Below are 22,752 nucleotides of genomic sequence, written 5' to 3' on the forward strand. Positions count from 1 at the left end.
CGTCCCCCGAACGCAGAGCAGCGTAAGAACAACCCGAGCCCCAACAGCAGGGTCCACAGGCCCAGTCCAGGACCCACGGCAGGGCCCAGACAGGGGCCCAAATCGCTCCAGGCCGTGAATCGGGCACGCCACATGCCCGCATCCGCCAGCTTTTTACCTGGGGGGCCTATCTTTTGACGGATCATGAGAAAGTTCCGGAGATTTCATCCGAACCTCTGGACAGCCCCCACACGTCGCCCTAATGTCTCGGCCCAACCAGGCAAGTGTTTCGTCGCGGTAACACCCACACCGCTCAACCGCACCACGACCTACCGGCGCTCCCGCGAACGCCGTACAGCACCTCTGTCTCAGTTCGTCCTTGTCTTTGTTCGTCTCCCCCCACGGCCGGGCCCCGCCCGACCCTAGGCGCTGCGCGTCAGCCGTCGCGACGGCCGCACGCTCGCGCACTGTGCAGGACCTCGTCGGCACACGCCGGCGAACGTCGTCATACGGGGTATCGGACCGCGCCGACCCGCGCGGTCGTGACCGCAGCAGAAGGGAAGCGATATGAAGATCCGCACGTTCGTCGCCACGGCCTCGTTGGTGGCCTCCGGAAGTCTCGTCGCGTTCGCGGGATCCGCGCAGGCGGCCCTCTACACCACCTGTGTGGGTGATGGCGGGGCCGTCACCGTCGGCGGCGATCTGGTCGTACCGGCCGGGCAGTCGTGCACCCTGACGGGTACGAAGGTCAAGGGCACCGTGACGGTGCAGGCCGGGGCCGACCTCGTCGCCTCGGGCGCCACCCTCAACGGCGGGCTCAGCGTGGGCGAGAACGCCTATGCCGATCTCACCGACACCTCGGTGAAGGGTGCGCTGACCGCGCAGGGCGCTTTCGGTACCCATCTGCAGGGCACCACCGTCAAGGGCGCGATCACCGCCAACCAGGGTTTCCTGTACGCCGTCGACTCGACGCTCGACGGCAATGTCAGAGCCCAGGCCGGCGAACTGTACGTCTCCGGCAGCACCGTGGACGGCAGTCTGACCGGCGAGGCGAACCAGTACTCCGACGTCTACGACAGCACCGTCGACGGAAAGCTGACCGTGAACGGCAACGCGCTCGGCGGAGTCCTGTGCGCCAGCGAGGTGTACGGCGACACGGTGTACAAGGCGAACTCCGACACGCTCCAGCTCGGCGGCGAGGGGCTGCTCGGCTCCTGCTCGGGAGCCACGTACCTGGACGGGAACCTGGCGGTCACCGACAACACCGCGACCGCCGTACTGGACAACGCGATCGTCCGGGGCAAGCTGACCGCCACCAACAACTCGCCCGTGCTCCAGGTCGGTGAACTGGCCCGGATCCGCGGCGGCATAACCGGCGAGACGACCGCGGCCGGTGCCGCATCGGCCGCCGCGCGCTCCTTCAAGGCGGCGCCGCAGGACCGCGGGGACGGCCTCGCCGAGAAGGCCGCGGAGCGGGCCGCCGAGGCCAGGGCCGAGGCCAAGGCCGCCGGCGCGACCCGTCTGTAACCAGCCGGCACCGGTCAACGCGGCGGCCACGCGGGGTCATCGGCCTGTCATGGCACCCCCGCGACGGCCACCGTCGCAGCGCGGCACCCCGCCGAAGGACCACCGGTCCCGGCGCGCCGCCACCGCGGCACCGCCCCACTGCCACGCACCTTCAGCACACCTCGACCGGCCGTCGCCGACCGGGCGGCGTGGCACGGGCGGCGCAGCGCCCCCGAGCGTTCTCACCTTCTTTCCTCCCTCAGGAGTGGCCATGGGCCATCTGCACAAGTCCTTCGACCGCAGGGACTTCCTGCGCGCCACCGTCGGCACCACCGTGGCGCTCGCCGCCGCCTCGGTCACCGGAGCGACGGCGGCGAACGCCTCCGCCGCGACCCGCGGCCTGTCCATCCCCAAGGACCGCATCGGCATCCAGCTCTACAGCATCCGCGACAAGGTCAGCGCGCTCGGCTTCGGCGTCGTGCTGCCGGAGCTGGCCCGTATCGGTTACAAGGAGATCGAGTTCGCCGGATACACCCAGAACACCTCGATCCTGGGCCGGCAGATCACCCTCCCCGAGATCCGGCGGCTCCTCGACGACAACGGGCTGCGCGCGGTGGGCAGCCACGTCGGCATCGGCAATCTGCGCAACAACATCCAGGGCGAACTCGACGCGGCCGAGATCCTCGGCATGCCGCATGTCGGAACCGCCAACGCCCCGACGAATGTGAACACGGTCGCGGGCTATCTCGCCGCCGCCGAGGAGTTCAACACCTGGGGCGCGGCGGCCACCGCCCGCGGTCTCAAGCTCTACCAGCACAACCACGCGGGCGAGTTCGCCTTCGCCACCGACCAGCCGTCGGTACGGCTGTACGACGTGTTCCTCCGGAACACCGATCCGCGCCATGTCTATCTGGAGATGGACGTCTACTGGGCGTATGTCGGCCAGTACCGCTGGCCCGGCTTCGACCCGGCGGCGTATGTGCGCAACCAGCCGTACCGCTACCCGCTGTTCCACATGAAGGACGGCGACAGCAATCCGTCGAAGGCGGACGGCTACGACATCGTCGAGTTCGGCGCGGGCGATCTGCCGTACGAGAAGTTCGTCCGTGACATCGGTCCCCGCGAGTCCCACATCGGTATCTGGGAGCAGGACACCGCGCCCAACACCCAGCCGAATCCGCCGGGTTCGCTCGGTGCCGCCGAGCGGAGCTTCACGGCGCTGAAGGGTCTGCTCGCCTAGCTCGCACACCGACCGGGCCCGGCCCGCCGGAACCGCCGTACCGGCGTATCGCCGTTACGGTAGGCCGGACGGGCCCGGTCGCGCACCCTCCCGCCCGTCAGCGACCAAGGAGACGCATCCCCGTGCACCGTTCCCTCAGACGCCTGATCTCGGGTGTCCTGCTCGCGGCGCTGCCCGCGCTCGGCATGGTGGCCGTCGCGCCCGCGGCTCAAGCACACGAGAACCATGAACACGCCCTGGACTGGGCGAACTACGAGAAGGTCACCCTCACCAAGGACACCGGCGAGCCGATCGATCTCGCCGTACTGCCCGACAACCGGGTCCTGCACACCGCGCGCAACGGTGATCTGCGGCTCACCGATCCCGGCAGCGGTGTGACCAAGGTCGTCAACCACATCGACGTGTACCAGAACTCGGAGATGGGGCTCCAGACCGTCACCCTGGACCCGGACTTCGCCTCCAACAAGTGGGTCTACCTCTACTACTCGCCGCCCCTGAACACTCCGGCCGGCTCGGCGCCGCTCCAGTTGCCCGCGGGCGAGACCGACTCGTACTGGGACCGGTGGAAGGGGTACGACTCCCTCACCCGCTTCAAGTGGACCGGGGACAAGCTGGATCTGTCCACCGCCCAGGAGATCATCCGGGTCGACTCCAACCGCGGCCAGTGCTGCCATGTCGCGGGAGACGTGGACTTCGACGCGGACGGCAATCTCTATCTCGCCACCGGCGGCAACACACCGGCGTCGGGCCCCAATGTCAACGGCTACACCCCGATCAACGACGCCGCCACCTACAACCCGGGGCTCGACGAGCGCCGTGGTTCCGGCAACACCAACGACCTGCGCGGCAAGATCCTCCGTATCAAGGTCGGGGAGGACGGCTCGTACACCGTTCCGGAAGGGAACCTGTTCCCGCCCGGTACGGACAGGACGCGGCCCGAGATCTTCGTGATGGGTCTGCGCAATCCCTTCCGGCTGGCGGTGGACCAGGCGACCGGCGCCGTGATGTGGGGCGACTACGGCCCCGACGCGGGCACGGCCGATCCGAACCGCGGGCCGATGGGGTATGTCGAGTGGCAGACCACCACCAAGGCCATGAACAGCGGCTGGCCGTTCTGCACGGGTGACAACACCAAGCCGTACCGTGACTTCGACTTCGCCACGCTCACCCCGGGCCCGGCCTTCGACTGTGCCAAGCCGGTCAACGACTCGCGCTGGAACACCGGTCTGACCGAGCTGCCCCCGTCCGTCCCGGCCACACTGTGGTACGGAGACCGTGACACCGACCAGCCGTGGCCCGAGCTGACCGCGTTCCGCGGCCCGGGCGGACCCGGCGGCCAGGCCCCGATGGGCGGTCCGGTCTACCACTACGACGCGGACAACCCGTCCCCGGGCAAGTTCCCGGAGTACTGGGACGGCAAGGCGTTCCTCGGGGAGTTCTCCCAGGACTATGTGGCCGCCCTGACCCTCGCGGGACCGGACGGGCCCGTCACCAAGCTGGAGAACGTCCTGCCCAACAGCGAGCGGTCCGCGAACGGCATTCCGCCCTGGGACAACCCGATGGACCTGGAGTTCGGCCCGGACGGCGCGCTCTACGTCCTCGACTACGGTGACGGTTTCTTCCGGCAGAACCCCGACGCGGGCCTCTACCGGATCGACTACGCCGAGGGCAACAAGGCGCCCACCGCGGTGATCAAGGCCGATCGCACCTCCGGCCAGGCTCCGCTCGCGGTCTCCTTCGACGCCACCTCCTCCAGCGACCCCGAGGGCGGCGCGCTGACGTATCAGTGGGACCTCGACGGCGACGGCACCTTCGACGCCACCGGCCCCCGGGTCAGCCGTACGTATCCGGACAACGGCCAGTTCCAGGCCCGGCTCAAGGTCACCGATCCGCAGGGCAAGACCGGTCTGTCGAGCCGTCAGATCACCGTCGGCAACACCGCTCCGACGGTCGGGATCACCTCGCCGCCCAACGGCGGGTTCTTCAACTGGGGCGACGCCGTGCCGTACGGGGTCCGGGTCGAGGACGTCGAGGACGGCAATACGGCCGACTGCGCCAAGGTCGCCTGGACCTTCGGTCTCGGGCACAACCAGCACGGCCACCCGGTCAACAGCGGTACGGGCTGCTCGGGCGCGGTCGTCACACCCACCGACGCCGGACACGGTGACACCGAGAACGTCTTCGGTGTGCTCGGTATCACCTACACCGACAAGGGCGCGGGCGGTGTGCCTCCGGCCACCGGCGACGCCCAGGTGGTGCTCAACCCCGCGCTGATGCAGGCCGAGCACTACGACACCGCGGAGGGCGTCACCGTCACCGACGACGCCGGGGCGTCCGGTCAGCGCACGGTGACCTCCTTCGACGCCGGGGACTGGATCTCGTACGACCCGGTCTCGTTCACCGGTATCACCGGGGTGAAGACCCTCGCCTCGGGCGCCGGCACCCTGTCGCTGCGCTGGAACGCCGCGGACGCGGAGCCGTTCGCGACCGTGACCGTACCGGCCGGTGAGGGTCCGAAGACCGTCACCACTCCGCTCCCCGGCGCGCCTTCGGGGACCGGGCAGCTCTATGTCACCAGCACGGGCGGTGTGGATCTGGACGCGCTGACCTTCCAGGGTCCCGGTGTCGCAGACAAGACACCGCCGAAGGTGTCCGCGGCGCTCAACCCGGCGCAGCCCAACGGCGGCGACGGCTGGTACACGAGCAATGTGTCCCTGAGTGTCACCGCCACCGACAACGGCACGGTCAGCAGCCGTCAGTACTCGGTCAACGGTGGTACGACCTGGCTGGCGGCCAACTCGGCCGTCACCCTCTCCACCGAGGGCACCACCACCGTCCTGTACCGGGCGACCGACAGCGGCGGCAATGTCTCGGAGGTCGGCACCCTCACCGTACGGATCGACCGGACCGGTCCTTCGGTGACGGTCGCCGGTGTGGACGCGGACGCCGCCTATGGCGACTCCAAGCAGCCCACGCCGGTGATCAGCACCACCGACGCGGTCTCCGGCGCTGCCACCGCGACCGTCACCCTGGACGGCGCGGCGATCACCTCGGGGCAGCCCGTACAGCTCTGGCGGCTGCCGCTGGGAGGCCATGACCTCACGGTCACGGCCAAGGACAAGGCCGGCAACACCACCGTCAGGACCGTCCGCTTCACCACGACCACGTCGTTCGCCGACCTCGACGCGCTGCTCCCCCGGCTCCGTGCCGCGGGGCTCATCACGGCGCAGGGCGAGCAGCGGCTGACGGTCCGGCTCGGCCAGGCGCGCGCGCACGCCGAGGCCGGACGGATCAGCCAGGCGGCCTCCGTGCTGGAGTCGTTCGCGACCTCGGCGGGCGACTCCGCGCTGGTGACCGACGCGGCGGCGAGATCCGCCCTCGCGCGGGACGCCCGGGACGTCAAGGGAGGGCTGACCGACTGATGTGTCCACGCGGCAGTGCCTGACAGCACTGCCGCGTGCACCGTCCGACAGCACTGCCCGAAGCGCTGCCCCCTGTGGTGGGGCAGCGCTTCGGCCAACTTTTAGCGGGATGAGCAGAAGTTCCGTACGATCGGACAGTAAGGGTCGGTGTGACCGCGCCGACGCCTTGGGGAGTCTGGGGAAGTGGAGCCCGTGAGCGTTCAGTACCGTGTATTGAGCATGCTGCGCGACAACGGCCCACTGTCCCGGGCCCAGTTGTCGGACAGACTGGAGGTGCCGCGCCCACGGCTCCTCGCCGAGCTCGACCGGATGGTCGCCACCGGCATGGTCCTGGAGGCGGGGCCCGCGGCCTCGCGCGGCGGCCGCCGCTCCACCCTCGTCCAGCTCGACCCGGGCCTGCGGTTCGCGGCCGTCGACCTCGGCGCCAGCTCGATCGACATCGAGATCACCGACGGCGGCCTCGAACCGGTGGCCGCCTACGCGGAGGCCGCCGACATCCGCTCGGGCCCGGTCGCCGTACTGGACCGGGTCAGCGAGATCCTGCACAAGCTGCGCGCCCAGGGCCACTACACCCGTCTCGACGCCATCGGCATCGGTCTGCCGGGACCGGTCAGCTTCCGCAGCGGTGTGCCCGTCTCCCCACCGATCATGGTCGGCTGGAACCGCTATCCCGTACGGGACACCCTCGCCCAGGAGCACGGCTGCCCGGTGGTCGTTGACAACGACGTCAATGTGATGGCGCTCGGCGAGGCACACTGCGGAGTCGCCAGGTCCGTCGACCATCTGCTCTTCGTCAAGATCGGCAGTGGGATCGGCTCCGGCATGCAGCACCACGGCCGGATATACCGGGGCGCGGAGGGCTGCGCCGGGGACATCGGCCATATCCAGGTCGAGGCCGACGGACCGGTCTGCTCCTGCGGCAACACGGGCTGTCTGGAGGCGTACTTCGGCGGTGTGGCCCTGGCCCGTGACGCCCTGGAGGCCGCACGCTCCGGACAGTCCCCCGCCCTCGCCGAGCGGCTCGCCGAGCAGGGGACGCTCACGGCCGTCGATGTGGCCGAGTGTGCCACGGGCGGTGACAACGCCTCCGTCAATCTCATCCGGGCGGGCGGCCACCGGGTCGGGCAGGTGCTCGCCACCCTGGTCAGCTTTATGAACCCGTCGATGATAGTCATCGGCGGCGGCCTGTCGGGGCTGGGCTATCTGCTGCTCGCCGAGATCCGCAGTGTGGTCTACAAGCGGTCACTGCCACTGGCCACGGGCAATCTGCCGATCGTCATGTCCGAACTCGGCCCCCGCGCGGGCGTCGTCGGAGCGGCGCTGCTGGCCAGCGAACTCGCGTACGGCGGGCATTCCTGACCGCACTCGGCGACGAGCGCCGACTAGGCCCTGTCCGGCGGATCTTCGCCGGACAGGACCCAGCGGTCGGCCCGGCCGGCCGCCCATGACTCCTGGGGCGGCCGACCGGGCCGGCTCTTCAGTGACCGCGCGATCGCGGCAGTGTCACCACGCGGACGGCGCGGACGGCGCGATCACCGGTGGGCGGTCGTCGCAGGTGATGGTGTTGGGGAGTTCCCAGGGGGCGAGCCAGGGCCCTGTGGTGCCGCCTCCGTCGTTGCCGCCGAGGTCGGTCAGCGAGAACTCCGAGCCCGTGGCCGGGAAGTTGAACGAACCGCAGTTGTTCACCCCGACCGCCCCGACATTGCGGGCGTCCACATTCTCGAAGGACGCCGAGCCCGCCACCCGCGCGCTCACCACCGAGGTGCCCGTACCGTCGACCCTCATGTCCTTGAAGCGGACATTCCTGATCGAGTACAGGTCCTTCACCGGCCAGTCGCTGACCAGCATGATGGCGTTGTAGGTGTTGTCGAGGAAGTGGTCGCCGGTCACCTGGATGTCGGCGTCGATGTTCTTCTCCAGGGCGTAGAACCAGATGGCACCGAGGCCGATGTTCCAGTTCAGCTCGTACGTTCCGGCGCGGACCGTGGTGTTGTCGGCGATCCGCAGATATCCGGTGAACGCCTCGGCGCCGAAGCGCGATCCGACCTGGATGGCGCTGCCTTCCCGGATCGGGTCGGCGATCAGATTGCTGGAGACGGTGTTGTCCTTGCCGCCGTAGACGGCGATGCCATTGGCGAGGACCGGGGTCTGCACGGTGTTGTGGTCGAAGGTGTTACGGGTGTTGGCCGTCTTCTCGGACCACATGGCGAGGCCGTCGTCACCCGAGTTGCGGACAAAGTTGTTCGACACGACCGAATCGGTCACACCTGTATGGAAGTTGAGGCCGTCGGCGATCTGGTCGACGATGACATTGTTCGTGATCCGCACATTGGACATCGGTCCGTCGAACCACAGGCCCACCTTGGTGTGCCGGATGTGCAGGCCGTCGATGGTCGAGTCGCTCATCGCGCCGCCGATGCCGTTCACCTGGTCGGTGTCGATGCGCTCGCGGACATCGCCCTCGATGGCGAACCCGGAGAGATGGACATTGGTACTGCCGCCGTCCGCCGCGTCCTTGCCGTAGAAGCCGACTCCGGTGTGGACGGAACCGTCGGGGGCCGGGGTGTCGAGGGAAATCTGGCGTCCCTTGATGATGGTGTACCAGTTGCCGGCGCCCACGATCGTCACGTCGTCGACGATGATGTGACGGTTCACCTGGTAGGTGCCCGGCGGTATGTAGACCTTGAGATGCTTGCGCTGCGCGAAGGCGATCGCCCTGTCGAGCGCGTCGGCGGAGTCGCGCCGCCCGGACGGATCGGCGCCAAAGGCCAGTACGTTGGCGGCGACGGGCTCGATGTGCGGCAGGCCGACGCGGTGCGAGTCGAGCAGGTCGACGACCGTCCACGCGGCGCGGCTTCCGGCCGGGACCGTCAGCCGTACGGTGTCGCCCGCGCGGTAGGTCCTGCCGAGGAGCAGCCGCTGCTCGTCGTAGAAGTGGTTCGGCCGGAACGGCTTGTCGATGACCGGGGCCGGTGTGGTGGCGTCCGGTACACAGGAGCACTCGGTGATCCACCAGTCCGGGTGCAGCAGACCGGCGTTGGGGTCGTTCGAGAACGGGTACTGGTTGTAAAGCCACGCGTACTGCGAGGTGAGGGTCATGGTGGAGCGGTCCCTGCCGTTCACCGTGACATCGAGTGGGGCGGTGATGCCGCCGCCGTCCGGCGCGTCGGGAATGCTGTAGCGCACGGTGATGGCGTTGGCCGCGCTCGGCAGGGTGAACTCGACGTGCTGGCCCGGGGTGAGGCGGACGGCTTTCCGTCCCGAGGCCTCGGCGGGCAGGGTGTACGCGGTACGGTCCGGGCCGATGACCGAGCCGTTCGTCGTGGCGTTCTCCGCCTCCTGCTCGACGAAGCCCAGGTTCGCGCCCCTGCCCGCGACAAGTGTCGGATCGAGGGCGGCGCGGGTCACCACCGGTCCTGACTTCCCGTCAGCGGGGTTGCGGGCAAGGGCGGTTCCACCGGTCAGCAGACCGAGACCGGCGGCGGCCGCGGTCACCGCCGCGACCACCGCGGCGGCTCTTCGTGCGGGTCTGCCGGAGCTGCTCGATCTACGCGGTCTGCCGGGGCCACCGGAACTGCCGGACCGTCCGGTGACGGCTCCTGTGATGCTCCATGACATCGAAAAGCTCTCGTTTCTGTCGGAAGGTCGGGAGGTCGGAAGGGGTGAACGCCTGCGACGCTCGGCGGAGCGGACGCCATGAGGTGAGGCGACATTAGGTCCCGCGCGGTTCGTTCCACAAGGCTCCTGCGAACTGATTTCATCTCATTGCCGCTGAACTGCACGCAGACGTCAGGTTTTTGCGCACGAGCGTAAACCCGGAAGCACGCGGGGCCGCAAGGACAGGGACTGCCGATCCCCGGCCGGGCGCCGTGGGCGCATGCGCCCGCCCGTCCCCGCGCGTCCGCCCGTCCCCGCGTCCCCGCGTCCCCGGCGGACGGGCGGGGACCGGCCCGCGGCGTGACAATTGCGCCTGGGGGCGACGGCAAGATTCGGAGGAGGTGCCGGCTCATGAGTGCGACACCGAGCGCTCCGGGGGCCGGGGACGCGGCCGACTTGGCGGGGCAGACCGTGGTGGTGATCGGCGGCAGCGCCGGGATGGGGCTGGAGACCGCCCGCCTCGCCCGTTCCCGCGGTGCCGACGTGGTGCTGGCCGGCCGTGACCCCGAGCGGCTGGCGCGGGCCGCGGCCGAAGTCGGCCCCGTCAGCACGGCGGCCTTCGACGCCACCGACGCCGACAGCCTCCGGACGTTCTTCGAGGAGCTGCCCGGCCCCGTCGACCACGTCATGAGCACCGCCGGCGCCCCCTCGTACATGCCACTGGACGGCATGGACCTCGCCGAGGCGGTCCACGGCTTCGACGAGCGCATGGCGCTGACGCTCGGCATCGCCCTGTACAGCCGTGCCAAGGTCCGCGCCGGAGGCACGTTGCTCTTCGTCGGCGGCACGGGCGGCCGGCGCCCCGGCGTCGGGATGTCCGTCGTGTCGGCCATGACAGCGGCGCTGCCACCCCTGGTCGCGAATCTGGCACTGGAGATGGCCCCGGTCCGGGTGAACCTCATCGCCGCCGGATTCGTCGACACGCCCCTGTCGGCCTCGCTCCTGGGCGATCAACTGGAGGCACGGCGGGAGGAGTTGCGCACGAAGCTGCCGATCCGCCGGGTGGTCGGCCCCGGCGACGTCGCCGCCCTGGCCGTGCACATCATGGTGAACGAGGCGCTCACCGGCGCGACGTACGACATCGACGGCGGTCAGCAACTCATCGGGGGCTGACCGGGCCGGCCGGGCACAACACCCGGGACGGAGAGTTACCGGAAGCTTCAGCTCCTCTCCGCCCTGGGGAACCGGCAGCCGCATGCGCAGGCGCGGTTCAGCCTCGGGTCAGTCCCAGGTGTAGCCGTCCCCGAACAGCAGGGTGTGCTCCAGTACGTCCTCCATCGGGTCGTCGATCTGGCCGGTGGAGATCAGGGACACATTCGGCCCGTTGTGCGAGTTGCTGTGGGTCTCGTCGGCGGTCGCCGTCCCGACCGGCAGCCCGGCCGCCATCGCCGTGGCTGTGATCCCGACCGCCCACCGGGAAACCGTCCGCGTCGTGCGCTTCATCTCTGGCTCCTGCCCCTTGTGTTGCGCGTGTGATCCGCTGTGTTCCGCCGCGTTATGCGAGCAGATGAACTTCTCACCGTGCTTATCCGATGGAAGGACCGAGAAGTCACGCAAGATCACCGTCATGAGGTGGGGGCCGGTCGCAATGGGCCTCTCAACTGCCCGGTGGACCTCTCAACTGCCTTCGGCGGGTGGCCTGTCGGCGAAGACACCGCGTAGCATCCCGGTCGCCTGGCCCACCTCGACCAGATATCCGTCGGGATCGCGCAGATAGCAGCGGAGTTCCGCCTTGCGGTCGAGCGGTTCGGTCAGGAAGTGCGCGCCCTTCGCGGTGGCCTGCTCGTAGAACGCCGTCAGATCGGCGACCCGTACGTTCAGGAACGACGACACCGGGTCGCCCGGGGCGGGCGGGGTGAGCACCACATCGGGCTTGTCCGGGGTGGGTCCGCCGCCCGGGTTCATGATGATCCAGCCGTTGGCGACCTTCACGATCCCGGGGTTCTCGGGGAGTACGACTTCACCGCCGAGGATGTCCGCGTAGAAACGGCACGACGCATGGACGTCGCGCACGGTGAGGAAGTGGGTCAGGACCAGCCCTTGCGACGGTGCCGGAAGGTCGTCTCGCTGCGCCATCGCTGTCTCCCTGTGTCCTTCTGCCGACCGTGTACGGAACACACGTAACCCGCCGGCGGGGTGCGGCAGGGTGCGTGACCACTCCCCCCTACGCCCACTCTGCTGGCACCGGGACACCCGGGCAACTCAGCCGGACGACCGGCTCTCAGAAGTCCAGCTCGATGTAGTCGATGTCCGTGAACTCCACGAGCAGGCCGTCCGCGCGGCGGCCACGGTCCTTGAAGTAGATCTCCTGGAGGCCTTCGGCCGCGATGTCCCGGAGCTGCTGCTCGGACGCGCCGGTGGCCCGGGCGTCGAAGAGGCGCGCCGCGTAGGCGGGGGGAAGTGCCTGGGTGATGAGGCGGATCCGGCTGTCGTCGGTGGTGCCGGGGGCCGCGGTGAACCCGAATCTCGCGCGGGTCTCAATTCCCAGCTCGCCAGTGTGGCCCGGCGCACCTTGAGCGCCGTGGCGACCTGGTCCTGGCTCAGACCGTGCGCCTTCCGCAGCCGCTCCCGCTCCGCCGGGGGAGGAAGCGGCGACTGCCCGGCGATCAGGGCATCGACCGCGTCGAACAACTCGGACATGGAGCACCTCCCACCCACAGCCATCGCCGGAACAGACTTCCGGCGTACCGGCCGCCGTACATTCCGCGCACATCTTACGCACGCGGCGCGATCACCCGGAGACCCCCGGATCCGGGCCGACAGCGCGCCCGGACAGCCGCGCCGGTCACGGTATGTCGCCCGCCCAGTCCCAGTGGGCCGGGGCCGCTGGTCTCGGGGCGTACAGCGTATGGCCGCCGGAGCCATGGGCGCCGATTTCGGTGGGCAGCACGGCCCCCTCCCGGAGCTGCTGGTCACTCCAGCCGGTGACGTCCAGGAGCAGGCCGTCCAGCGGTCCGGCCACCAGTTCGCGGTAGACATGGCCGGGCCGCGGTCCCGGGTCGGGATCGTCGTGGTCGGCTCCGTACACGCGCCGTCGCCGTAGTAGTTCGTCCATGACCGGCAGCATCGCACCCGCCACTGACAATGCCCCGGACGGCCGTCGTCAGCTACCCAGTTCCGCGACCGCTGACAGCAGGCGGTCGACGTCGGAGCGGTCGTTGTAATGGACGAGACCGGCGCGGACCGCGCCGCCCGTGTCGCGCAGTCCCAGCGCACCGGTCAGCTCCCAGGCGTAGCAGTGACCGCTCCAGACGTTCACCCGGCGGGCCGCGAGGTGCTCGGCGACCTCCGCCGGGGTGTGGCCCGCCACCCGGAAGTAGGCGGTCGCGGTGCGCCGCGCGGGCTTGCCGTACAGGGTGACGCCGGGCAGTTCCTCCAGCCCGCGCAGCATGACCGCGAACAGCTCGCTCTCGTACGACTCGACCGCGCCCATGGCGGCGAGCAGCCGCTCGCGCCGGCTTCCCGCCCCGGGGCCGGCCAGTCCGGCCAGGTGGTCGACGGCGGCGGCGACCCCGGCGAAGTCGGCGAAGGGCGGTGTTCCGGTCTCGAAGCGGAGCGGTACGGACCGGGGCGAGCAGGCCAGTTGGTCGGGGTGCAGTGTCTCCAGCAGCGCCGGGTCCGCGGCGACCGCGCCGATGTGCGGACCGGACCACTTGTACGCGCTGGTGGCGTAGAAGTCGGCGCCGAGCGCGGTGACGTCGACCGGGCCGTGCGGGGTGGCGTGCACCCCGTCCACGTAGGTCAGGGCGCCGGCCGCGTGCGCCTTGGCGGTGATGGCGGCGACATCGGGGCGGGTGCCCAGGATGTTGCTGGCCGCCGTGACCGCCACCAGCCGGGTGCGCTCGCCGAGCAGGGTGTCGTACTGCTCCACCGGTAGTTCGCCCGTCGCCGGGTCGGCCTCCGCCCACCGTACGGTCGCGCCCGCGCGGTCCGCGGCCTGCACCCAGGGCCGGATGTTCGCGTCGTGGTCGAGCCGGGAGACCACGATCTCGTCGCCGGGCCGCCAAGCCGCGGAGAGTATCTGGGAGAAGCGGTAGACGAGCGAGGTGGTGTTCTGGCCGAGGACGATGCCCTCCGGGACTCCGCCCACCAGATCGGCGACCGCCCGTCGGCACTCGCCGACGATCTCGCCCGCGTACCGGCTCGCCGGGAAGGCACCACCCGCGTTGCCGATGCCCGCCCGATAGGCATCGGTGACGGCGTCGATGACCGCGGTGGGCACCTGGGTGCCGGCCGCGCCGTCGAGATAGGCCGTGCCGTCGTGGAGCGCGGGGTAGAGCGCGCGTACCGAGGCCACATCAAAGGTCATCGCCGGTTTCCTCTCACTGATTCCTCGCGCCGCGGCGGATCGCACCGCACCGCACCAGAAGCGCAAGCGCGTCCGCCTCCGCGCCCACGGCCACGTCCGCGCGCACCCATGATGGATCCCGGCCCGGTCCCCGCGCCATGGCGCCCCCGTCCGGTCGAGCCGCGGACCCCGCCGCGCCGAACAGTGGCCGGGCCTACGACCGACATCCGCTCTCCGCCCGGCGGCAGTTGGTCCGGGGGCTCAGATCACGCCCAGACCCCGGGCCCGCGTCACCGCCTCGGACAGACCGTGGACCATGGGCTCTCCATGCCCGGGGAAGAGCGTCGGATCGCCGCCCTGCCCGGCGCCCGCGGCGAGTTCGGAGAGCCGGTCGAGCGAGGCGAGCGCCCCGGCGCTGTCGTGGCTGAAGCCCCGGCACATCAGCCGGGGTCCGCGGGCGCCGGTGAGCCCGTCGTACGTCACGAGCGCGTCGCCGGTGAAGACCGCGCCGTGCCCGGGGAAGACATACGCGGCGCTGCCGGGGGTGTGGCCGGGCAGCGGCACCGCTTCCGGCGCGCCGGGCACCCCGGTGAGGACGAGCCGGCTCTGGAAGGTGCCCGGCCGGGGCACGGGTGCGGGCCGGAAGCCGCCCCGGCGCGCCAGGTGCAGGGGCAGCGCGAGCGCCGCGGGCCGGCGGAGCAGATACGGCACGATGGCGCGCTCCGGCTTCGGGCCGGCCAGCGCCGGATTGGGGGCCGCCAGGGTCGGGGCGTCGGCGCGGTGGATCCATACCGCGGCGCCCGCCTCGCGCTGGAGCCTGGCCGCGAGACCGAGATGATCGGGATGGGCATGGGTGAGCAGCACCGCCCTGATGTCGGTGACGGACGCGCCGAGGCCGGTGAGGGCATCGACGAGCATCGTCCAGTGCCCGGGAAGCCCCGCGTCCACGAGGACCAGTCCCTCCGGTTCCTCGACCGCGTAGAAGTTGACCAGGCTGTCGCCCAGACGGTGGACGCCCGGCGGGCCTTGCGGGGTCTGCTCCACGGCTGCTCCCAGATGTCCGGTCCGGCTGTGGCGACCGGACAGATGTGCGGACCGATTTCGACAGCGATTTCGATAGAATCGATTATACCGAAATCAAGGGAGAGGCAGAGGCATGCCCGAACCGGACCGGCCGCGGCGCGGCTACGACAGCAGCGGCAGACGGGAGGCGGCGGCCCGCAGCCGTGCCGCGATCCTGGACGCCTGCCGGGAACTGCTGCTGTGCGACGGCTACCGGGCCGCCTCGGTCCAGGCCGTCGCCCGGCGCGCGGGGGTCTCCGTGCCGACGGTGTACAAGGCGTTCGGCAGCAAGCAGGAGCTGGTGAAGGCCGTCTACGACACCACTCTGGCCGAGGACGACGCCCCGGTCCCGATGCATGCCAGACCGGAGCTACGCGCCGTACTCGCGGAGCCCGACCCGGGCAGGAAGCTCGCCGGGTACGCGCGTTTCGTGGCGGGCGTCCATGAGCGGCTGGCCGGGCTGCTGCCCGTGCTGTCGGCGGCCGATCCGGAACTGGCCGAACTGGCGGCCGTCACCGACCGGGAACGGCTGGCCGGAACCGCCGCGTTCACCGGCCATCTGCTGGCGGCCGGGCTGCTGCGCCCCGGCCTGGACCCGGCCAGGGCGGCCGACGCCTGCTGGCTGCTGACATCCCCTCAGGTCCATGAGCGACTGACCCGCGAGCGCGGCTGGGCGAGGGCCGAGTACGAGGGGTGGCTGGCCCAGATGCTCACAGCCGCGCTGCTGCCGTGACACGGCGAGGGCCAACGGCGCGCTGTGTGGCCGGTACCGGTCAGCGGGCGCAGGCCGTACCGGTCAGCCGGCGCGCAGATCCTTGACGCGGCGGATCTTGCCCACCGAGCGTTCCAGGGTGTCGGGGTCGACGACCAGGACCTCGGCGCTCACCCCCACACCGTCCTTGATCCCCTGGGCGATCTCTCCCGCTGCGGCCTCGCGCCGTCCGCTCCCGGTGTCCGGGCGCGCTTCGACGCGTACGGTCATATGGTCCAGCCTGCCCCTGCGCGACAGTTCGAGCTGGAAGTGCGGGGCGACACCGGGCGTACGCAGCACGATCTCCTCGATCTGGGTCGGAAAGAGATTCACCCCGCGCAGAATGAGCATGTCGTCGCTGCGGCCGGTGATCTTCTCGATGCGCCGGAACGCAGGACGGGCCGTGCCGGGCAGCAGCCGGGTCAGATCGCGGGTGCGGTAGCGGATGACGGGCAGCGCCTCCTTGGTGAGGGAGGTGAGCACGAGTTCACCGCTCCCGCCCTCGGCCACCGGTTCGTCGCCGAGGGGATCCACGGTCTCGGGCAGGAAGTGGTCCTCCCACACATGCAGCCCGTCCTTGGTGTCGACGCACTCCTGCGCCACACCGGGCCCGATCACCTCGGACAGTCCGTAGATGTCGACGGCGTGGAGGTCCGCGCGCTCCTCTATCTCCCGGCGCATCTCCTCCGTCCACGGTTCGGCGCCGAAGATGCCGACCTTCAGGGAGCTGGTACGGGGATCGACGCCCTGCCGTTCGAACTCGTCGAGCAGGGTGAGCATGTACGAGGGCGTGACCATGATGATCTCGGGCCGGAAGTCCTGGATGATCTGGACCTGGCGGGCGGTCATCCCGCCGGACGCGGGGATGACCGTGCACCCGGCCCGTTCCGCCCCGTAGTGCGCGCCGAGGCCTCCGGTGAACAGGCCGTATCCGTAAGAGATGTGCACCTTGTGCCCGGGCCGGCCGCCGGCGGCGCGGATCGAGCGGGCGATGACGTCGGCCCATACGGACAGGTCGTTCTCCGTGTAGCCGACCACCGTGGGGCGGCCGGTGGTGCCGCTGGAGGCGTGGATGCGGCGCACATCCGCCATGGGTACGGCGAACATGCCGAAGGGGTAGGTGTCGCGCAGATCCGCCTTGGTGGTGAAGGGGAAACGGGCGAGATCCGCCAGGGTGCGGCAGTCGTCGGGGCCGACTCCGGCCTCGTCGAACTTCTTCCGGTACAGCTCCACATGGTCGTAGGCGTGCCGCAGGGTCGCCCGCAGCCGGGTGAGCTGAAGCGCCCTCAGCTCGTCGCGGGTCAACCGCTCGCCGTCGTCGAGCAGTTCGTACGGGAGCGGCTCGCCCCGGCGGATCCCCGCACCCGCCCGGCTCGTCGGACTGCCCATCGTGTCTCCTTCGCGCATCGGTCGCCGCCGGGACCCGGACCGGGCGTGCGCCGTGGACGCCGCCAGTGACCCGCGTCACCATTTCCGCCGTCTTGTGAACCGACCGAACATTCGGTTAGCGTCGGCCTTGTCAAGGAATCAAGCATCGCCCTCGGCTGTCAAGAGGGGCGACGCATGCCCCGGAAACCCGCCGAGGAGCGCACCGATGTCCGACGAGGTCTATCTGATCGACGGGGCCCGCACCCCGCAGGGCCGCTACGGCGGCGCCCTGGCCACCGTACGGCCGGACGATCTGGCGGCCCTCGTGGTCGGCGAGGCCGTCCGGCGCTCCGGGATTCCGGGCGAGGCCGTGGACGAGGTGATCCTCGGCGCGGCCAACCAGGCCGGCGAGGACAACCGCGATGTGGCCCGGATGGCCGTACTGCTGGCCGGACTTCCGCACACCGTGCCCGGGTACACCGTCAACCGGCTCTGTGCCTCGGGCCTGACCGCCGTGGCTTCCGCCGCGCAGTCCATCAGGTCCGGCGAGGCGGAGCTGGTGGTCGCGGGCGGCGCGGAGTCGATGACCCGTGCCCCCTGGGTGATGGCGAAGCCCGGCACGCCCTGGGCCAAGCCGGGCGAGATGTTCGACACCTCGCTGGGCTGGCGCTTCACCAATCCGCGCTTCGCCGCGGCCGACGCCGACGCCGGTTCCGAAGCGGCGAAGGTGACCCTGTCCATGGGCGAGACCGCCGAGGAGGTCGCCGCCCTCGACGGCATCACGCGCGCCGAGTCCGACGCCTTCGCGCTGCGCAGCCATCAGCGGGCCGTCGCGGCGCAGCGGGCGGGCCGCTTCGACCGGGAGATCGTGCCGGTCCCGGTCAAGGGCGGCGAGGTGACGGTCGACGAGGGCCCACGTCCCGGCACCACCCTGGAGAAGCTCGCCGGTCTGCGTACGGTCTTCCGCAAGGACGGCATCGTCACCGCGGGCTCCTCCTCACCCCTGTCGGACGGGGCCGCGGCCCTGGTCGTGGCGAGCGCGGAGGCCGTCGAGCGGTACGGGCTCACCCCCCGGGCCCGGATCGTCACCGCCGCGTCGGCCGGCGTCCGGCCCGCCCTGATGGGCCTCGGCCCGGTGTCCGCCACCGAGAAGGCACTCGCCCGCGCGGGCTGGCAGGCCGCCGAGCTGGGCGCGGTCGAGCTGAACGAGGCCTTCGCCGCGCAGGCCCTGGCCGTCGTACGGCGGCTGAAGCTCGACGAGGAGACCGTCAACGCGGACGGCGGCGCCATCGCCCTCGGCCATCCGCTCGGCTGTTCCGGGGCCCGTATCCTGCTCACGCTGCTGGGCCGCCTGGAGCGCGAGGACGTCCGCCGAGGCCTGGCCACCCTGTGCGTGGGCGTCGGCCAGGGCGTGGCGATGCTGGTGGAGCGGGTGTGAACGACGGCCCGCACTTGCCCGAGGCCATCGACAACCCTCTTGGCGGGGCTCGTACCCCCGCAGTAAACTCGTCGTATCACATACCGAACGAACGGTCGGTTGGGAAGCTGGTAGCGATGACCACGACAGACTCCGTCCCGCCCGCGGGCGCCGCTCCGTCCGCCGCGGCCGAGGCCGGTCCGGCCGGACCGGACCTCCAGGCGCACTTCGACGCGACGATCGCACGGGATCAGCGGATCGAACCGCGCGACTGGATGCCCGACGGCTATCGCAAGACCCTGATCAGGCAGATCGCGCAACACGCCCACTCGGAGATCATCGGCATGCAGCCGGAGGGCGAGTGGATCACCCGCGCGCCGTCGCTGCGCCGCAAGGCCATCCTCTTCGCCAAGGTCCAGGACGAGGCAGGCCACGGCCTCTATCTGTACTCCGCGGCCGAGACCCTGGGCGCCGACCGCGCGGATCTGACCGAGCGGCTGATCGAGGGGCGCCAGAAGTACTCCTCGATCTTCAACTATCCGACGCCCAGCTTCGCCGATGTCGGGGTGATCGGCTGGTTCGTGGACGGCGCGGCGATCTGCAACCAGGTTCCGCTGTGCCGCAGTTCGTACGGTCCCTACGCGCGCGCCATGGTGCGGATCTGCAAGGAGGAGTCCTTCCATCAGCGGCAGGGCTACGAACTGCTGATGACGATGATGCGCGGCACCGACGCCCAGCGCGCGATGGTGCAGGACGCGGTGGACCGGTGGTGGTGGCCGTCACTGATGATGTTCGGCCCGCCCGACGGCGACTCCCCCAACTCGGCCGCGTCGATGGCCTGGAAGATCAAGCGGCACAGCAATGACGAGCTGCGCCAGCGGTTCGTCGACATGACCGTGCCGCAGGCCGAGAAGCTCGGTGTCACGCTGCCCGACCCGGAGCTGCGCTGGAACGAGGAGCGCGGACGCCATGACTTCGGCACCCCCGACTGGTCGGAGCTCCAGCGGGTGATCCGCGGCGACGGGCCGTGCAACGCGCAGCGCGTGGAGCGGCGGCGCGCCGCGCACGAAGAGGGCGCCTGGGTCCGCGAGGCCGCCACCGCGCACGCGGCCAGGCGCGCCGCCCGCGCGGCTGAAGCCGTCGGCACAGAAGCTCGTGGCGAAGTTCGTACGGAGAAGGGGACAGCGGCGTGACCGGCACCGAGGGGACGACGGCCGAGGAGGCCCCGCGCGAGTGGCCACTGTACGAGGTGTTCGTACGGGGCAAGCGCGGCCTCAACCATGTCCATGTCGGCTCGCTCCACGCGGCCGACGACGCCATGGCGCTCACCCATGCCCGTGACCTCTACACCCGGCGCAACGAGGGGGTCAGCATCTGGGTCGTACGGTCCCAGCACATCGCGGCCTCCACCCGCGACGAGAAGGATCCCTTCTTCGCACCGAGCGCGGACAAGGTCTACCGCCACCCCACCTTCTACGACATCCCCGACGATGTCCCGCATATCTAGGAGCCGGGCATGAGCGACGACCACGTCTATCTGTCCCTGGCCGAGGGACATGACGACAGCGATGCCCGGTGGGCGTTCGGCACCGGCTTCGAGGATCCGCTGCACGGTGTGGACACGGCCGTGCCGGACGGCGTCGACGCGCGCGAGCTGGCCGCGCGCTGTCTGGCGCTCGCCGACGACGCGCTGGTCGAGGCGCAGCGCCTCGCCGAGTGGTGCACCCGCGCTCCGGAGCTGGAGGAGGAGGTGGCGCTCGCCAATATCGGGCTCGACCTCCTGGGCCAGGCCCGGCTGCTCTACGCGCGGGTGGGGCAGGTGGACGGCACCGGGCGCGACGAGGACGCGTACGCCTACTTCCGGGACGCCGAGGACTTCCGCAATGTGCGCCTCGCCGAACTGCCCAACGGCGACTTCGCGTTCTCGATCGTGCGGCTGCTCGTGCTGTCCTGCTGGCGGCTGGCGCTGTTCGGGCGGCTCGCGTCCGCCGCGCCGGATCCGGTGCTGGCCGCCGTCGCGGCCAAGGGGGTCAACGAACTCGCGTACCACCGCCAGTTCGCCGCCGACTGGACCCTGCGGCTGGGGGACGGTACGGACGAGTCGCACCGCAGAATGACCGCCGCGCTGCGGGAGATCGCCCCGTACGTCGGTGAACTCCTCGCCGTCGAGCCGGGGTTCGGGATCGACGCCGGGTCCGTACGGGACGAGGTGACGGAGGTGCTGGGCCAGGTCCTCGACGCCGCGGGGCTCAGCCTTCCGGCGGACGGTGCCCAACCCCTCGGCGGCAGTGGCCGGGAGGGGGATCACACCGCTCATCTGGCGCCCCTGCTGGCCGAGTTGCAGAGCGTGGCCCGTGCCCTTCCGGAGGCGACATGGTGACCACCGAGACCTCCGATCTTGTGGCGCGCCGGGCCCGTCGGGTCGCCGAGCGGGTCGCCGATCCCGAGCTGCCCATGCTCACCCTGGCCGACCTGGGTGTGCTGCGCGGCGTCGAGGTCGGGGCGGACGGTACGGTCGTCGCACGGCTGACGCCCACCTACTCGGGCTGCCCGGCGATGGCCGAGATGCGCGCCGATGTGGCCGCGCGGCTGCGGGAGGCGGGATTCGAACGGGTGGAGATCCGTACCGAGCTGGATCCACCCTGGACCACCGAGTGGATCACCCCGGCCGGCCGCCGGAAGCTGGCCGAGCACGGCATCGCACCACCCGGCCCGGTGCGCAGACGGCCCGCCGGGCCGGTCCCGCTGGAGCTGTCGGTCACCCGGCGGGCGGTCACCTGCCCGCGCTGCGGCTCGGCCGACACCGAGGAGACCTCGCGCTTCGCCTCCACCTCGTGCAAGGCGCTGTGGCGCTGCCGGGGCTGTCTGGAACCGTTCGAATACGTCAAGGAGATCTGATGGGCCCGACCACCGCCGGGAAGACCGGCCGGGCGGCCGCGACCGCCCCGGACGACGGGCCCGGTGTGTCCGTGACCGCCGGAGGCACGCGCCGCAGGCCGGTGTTCCACCGGCTGCGGGTGGCCTCGGTCGAGCCGCTGTGCGAGGACGCCGCCGCGATCGCTTTTGACATCCCCGCCGAACTGGCCGGGGAGTTCACGCACCGGGCCGGCCAGACGCTGACACTGCGCCGGGAGACGGAGGGCCGGGACGAGCGCCGCTCGTACTCCATCTGCTCCCCCGAGGGCACGCCCCCGCGCATCGGTGTCCGTATGGTGCCCGGGGGGCTCTTCTCGTCCTGGCTGGTGCACGACGTACGTCCCGGGGACACGGTCGAGGTGATGGCGCCCACCGGCTCCTTCACCCCCGACCTCGCCACGCCGGGCCACCATGTCCTGATCGCGGCGGGCTCCGGCATCACACCGATGCTGTCGATCGCCGAGTCGGTCCTGGCCGCCGACGACCGCTCGCGGGTGACGCTCTTCTACGGGAACCGGCGTACGGACACGGTGATGTTCGCCGACGAACTGGCGGACCTCAAGGATCTCTACCCCGCGCGGCTCCAGCTCGGGCATGTGCTGTCCCGTGAGCCTCGCGAGGCGGATCTGCTCTCCGGCCGACTGGACGCCGAGCGGCTCACCGCGCTCATCGACGGGCTGGTGGATGTGGCGGGGACGGACCACTGGTGGCTGTGCGGCCCGCATCTGATGGTCCAGGAGGCCCAGCGGCTGCTCGCCGCGCTGGACGTACCGGCCGGGCGGGTCCATCGGGAGCTGTTCTACGCCGACGACCAGCCGGTACGGTCGGTCCGCCACGAGGACGCGGTGGCGGAGGGCCCGGTCAGCCAGGTCACCATCACCCTCGACGGCCGCTCCACCACCGCCCCGCTCCCGCGCGGCACATCCATCCTCGACGCCGCCCAGCGCACTCGCCCGGATCTCCCGTTCGCCTGCAAGGGCGGGGTCTGCGGCACCTGCCGCGCCCGGATCACGCACGGCGAGGGCGACATGCGCCGCAACTTCGCGCTGGAGGAGTCCGAGGTGGCCGAGGGCTATGTCCTGACCTGCCAGACCTATCCGGTGTCCGAGACCCTGGCGGTCGACTTCGACAGCTAGTGCCTCTCGT

Annotated in this window: 19 protein-coding genes and 1 pseudogene; 12 read left to right on the forward strand and 8 right to left on the reverse strand. The window is 70.8% G+C overall.

Annotated elements, in window-relative coordinates; all coding sequences use genetic code 11:
- Positions 1-546: 546 nt before the first annotated feature.
- From WH07_RS02970 to WH07_RS02985, 4 genes are all read left to right on the forward strand, one after another.
- Positions 547-1,506 carry a hypothetical protein gene (locus WH07_RS02970; protein ID WP_052744207.1) on the forward strand — a complete coding sequence of 320 codons (960 nt, stop codon included), beginning with the start codon at positions 547-549 and terminating at the stop codon, positions 1,504-1,506.
- A 250-nt stretch (positions 1,507-1,756) separates the two neighbouring features.
- Positions 1,757-2,725, forward strand: a complete 969-nt coding sequence (locus tag WH07_RS02975) for a sugar phosphate isomerase/epimerase family protein (RefSeq protein ID WP_046494920.1) — start codon at positions 1,757-1,759, stop codon at positions 2,723-2,725.
- Between the two features lie 122 nt (positions 2,726-2,847).
- Positions 2,848-6,147 (forward strand): PQQ-dependent sugar dehydrogenase, encoded by a 3,300-nt coding sequence (locus WH07_RS02980; protein ID WP_232788689.1) that lies wholly within the window; start codon positions 2,848-2,850, stop codon positions 6,145-6,147.
- A 219-nt stretch (positions 6,148-6,366) separates the two neighbouring features.
- Positions 6,367-7,506, forward strand: a complete 1,140-nt coding sequence (locus tag WH07_RS02985) for an ROK family protein (RefSeq protein WP_046494922.1) — start codon at positions 6,367-6,369, stop codon at positions 7,504-7,506.
- A 144-nt stretch (positions 7,507-7,650) separates the two neighbouring features.
- On the opposite strand, the gene WH07_RS02990 is transcribed toward WH07_RS02985, so the two are convergent.
- On the reverse strand, positions 7,651-9,765 hold the full coding sequence (locus tag WH07_RS02990) for a glycosyl hydrolase family 28-related protein (RefSeq protein ID WP_079022898.1): 2,115 nt from the start codon (positions 9,763-9,765) through the stop codon (positions 7,651-7,653).
- Between the two features lie 390 nt (positions 9,766-10,155).
- Between WH07_RS02990 and WH07_RS02995 the strand changes: the two genes are divergently transcribed.
- Positions 10,156-10,917, forward strand: a complete 762-nt coding sequence (locus tag WH07_RS02995; RefSeq protein ID WP_046494929.1) for an SDR family oxidoreductase — start codon at positions 10,156-10,158, stop codon at positions 10,915-10,917.
- Positions 10,918-11,025: 108 nt separating this feature from the next.
- Here WH07_RS02995 and WH07_RS03000 read toward each other — a convergent pair whose 3' ends face one another.
- From WH07_RS03000 to WH07_RS03025, 6 genes and pseudogenes are all read right to left on the reverse strand, one after another.
- On the reverse strand, positions 11,026-11,247 hold the full coding sequence (locus WH07_RS03000; RefSeq protein WP_046494930.1) for a hypothetical protein: 222 nt from the start codon (positions 11,245-11,247) through the stop codon (positions 11,026-11,028).
- A 174-nt stretch (positions 11,248-11,421) separates the two neighbouring features.
- Positions 11,422-11,880 carry a VOC family protein gene (locus tag WH07_RS03005; RefSeq protein ID WP_046494932.1) on the reverse strand — a complete coding sequence of 153 codons (459 nt, stop codon included), beginning with the start codon at positions 11,878-11,880 and terminating at the stop codon, positions 11,422-11,424.
- Positions 11,881-12,025: 145 nt separating this feature from the next.
- Positions 12,026-12,292: pseudogene (gene tpg, locus WH07_RS03010) on the reverse strand (telomere-protecting terminal protein Tpg); the annotation flags it as partial.
- A 297-nt stretch (positions 12,293-12,589) separates the two neighbouring features.
- Positions 12,590-12,859: a hypothetical protein gene (locus tag WH07_RS03015; RefSeq protein WP_046494976.1), complete on the reverse strand. Its 270-nt coding sequence runs from the start codon at positions 12,857-12,859 to the stop codon at positions 12,590-12,592.
- Positions 12,860-12,907: 48 nt separating this feature from the next.
- Positions 12,908-14,113 (reverse strand): cysteine desulfurase-like protein, encoded by a 1,206-nt coding sequence (locus WH07_RS03020; RefSeq protein WP_046494935.1) that lies wholly within the window; start codon positions 14,111-14,113, stop codon positions 12,908-12,910.
- A 240-nt stretch (positions 14,114-14,353) separates the two neighbouring features.
- Positions 14,354-15,136 carry an MBL fold metallo-hydrolase gene (locus tag WH07_RS03025; RefSeq protein ID WP_046494936.1) on the reverse strand — a complete coding sequence of 261 codons (783 nt, stop codon included), beginning with the start codon at positions 15,134-15,136 and terminating at the stop codon, positions 14,354-14,356.
- Positions 15,137-15,248: 112 nt separating this feature from the next.
- Between WH07_RS03025 and WH07_RS03030 the strand changes: the two genes are divergently transcribed.
- Complete coding sequence (locus WH07_RS03030) at positions 15,249-15,887, forward strand: TetR/AcrR family transcriptional regulator (RefSeq protein ID WP_046494937.1); 639 nt, start codon at positions 15,249-15,251, stop codon at positions 15,885-15,887.
- Positions 15,888-15,950: 63 nt separating this feature from the next.
- On the opposite strand, the gene paaK is transcribed toward WH07_RS03030, so the two are convergent.
- Complete coding sequence (paaK, locus tag WH07_RS03035) at positions 15,951-17,294, reverse strand: phenylacetate--CoA ligase PaaK (protein WP_046494938.1); 1,344 nt, start codon at positions 17,292-17,294, stop codon at positions 15,951-15,953.
- Positions 17,295-17,499: 205 nt separating this feature from the next.
- Here paaK and WH07_RS03040 point away from each other — a divergent pair, with 205 nt between their 5' ends.
- From WH07_RS03040 to paaE, 6 genes are all read left to right on the forward strand, one after another.
- Complete coding sequence (locus tag WH07_RS03040) at positions 17,500-18,711, forward strand: thiolase family protein (protein WP_046494939.1); 1,212 nt, start codon at positions 17,500-17,502, stop codon at positions 18,709-18,711.
- A 116-nt stretch (positions 18,712-18,827) separates the two neighbouring features.
- Positions 18,828-19,883 carry a 1,2-phenylacetyl-CoA epoxidase subunit PaaA gene (gene paaA, locus WH07_RS03045; protein ID WP_046494940.1) on the forward strand — a complete coding sequence of 352 codons (1,056 nt, stop codon included), beginning with the start codon at positions 18,828-18,830 and terminating at the stop codon, positions 19,881-19,883.
- On the forward strand, positions 19,880-20,197 hold the full coding sequence (gene paaB / locus WH07_RS03050) for a 1,2-phenylacetyl-CoA epoxidase subunit PaaB (protein ID WP_046494941.1): 318 nt from the start codon (positions 19,880-19,882) through the stop codon (positions 20,195-20,197). The genes paaA and paaB overlap by 4 nt, the downstream gene beginning before the upstream one ends.
- Before the next feature lie 9 nt (positions 20,198-20,206).
- Positions 20,207-21,070, forward strand: a complete 864-nt coding sequence (gene paaC, locus WH07_RS03055; protein WP_046494943.1) for a 1,2-phenylacetyl-CoA epoxidase subunit PaaC — start codon at positions 20,207-20,209, stop codon at positions 21,068-21,070.
- Positions 21,064-21,588 (forward strand): 1,2-phenylacetyl-CoA epoxidase subunit PaaD, encoded by a 525-nt coding sequence (paaD, locus tag WH07_RS03060; protein WP_046494945.1) that lies wholly within the window; start codon positions 21,064-21,066, stop codon positions 21,586-21,588. Before paaC ends, paaD begins: the two co-directional genes overlap by 7 nt.
- Complete coding sequence (gene paaE, locus WH07_RS03065; protein WP_079022899.1) at positions 21,588-22,742, forward strand: 1,2-phenylacetyl-CoA epoxidase subunit PaaE; 1,155 nt, start codon at positions 21,588-21,590, stop codon at positions 22,740-22,742. The genes paaD and paaE overlap by 1 nt, the downstream gene beginning before the upstream one ends.
- Positions 22,743-22,752: the final 10 nt, after the last annotated feature.

Source organism: Streptomyces odonnellii (assembly GCF_000981895.1).
Lineage (GTDB): Bacteria > Actinomycetota > Actinomycetes > Streptomycetales > Streptomycetaceae > Streptomyces > Streptomyces odonnellii.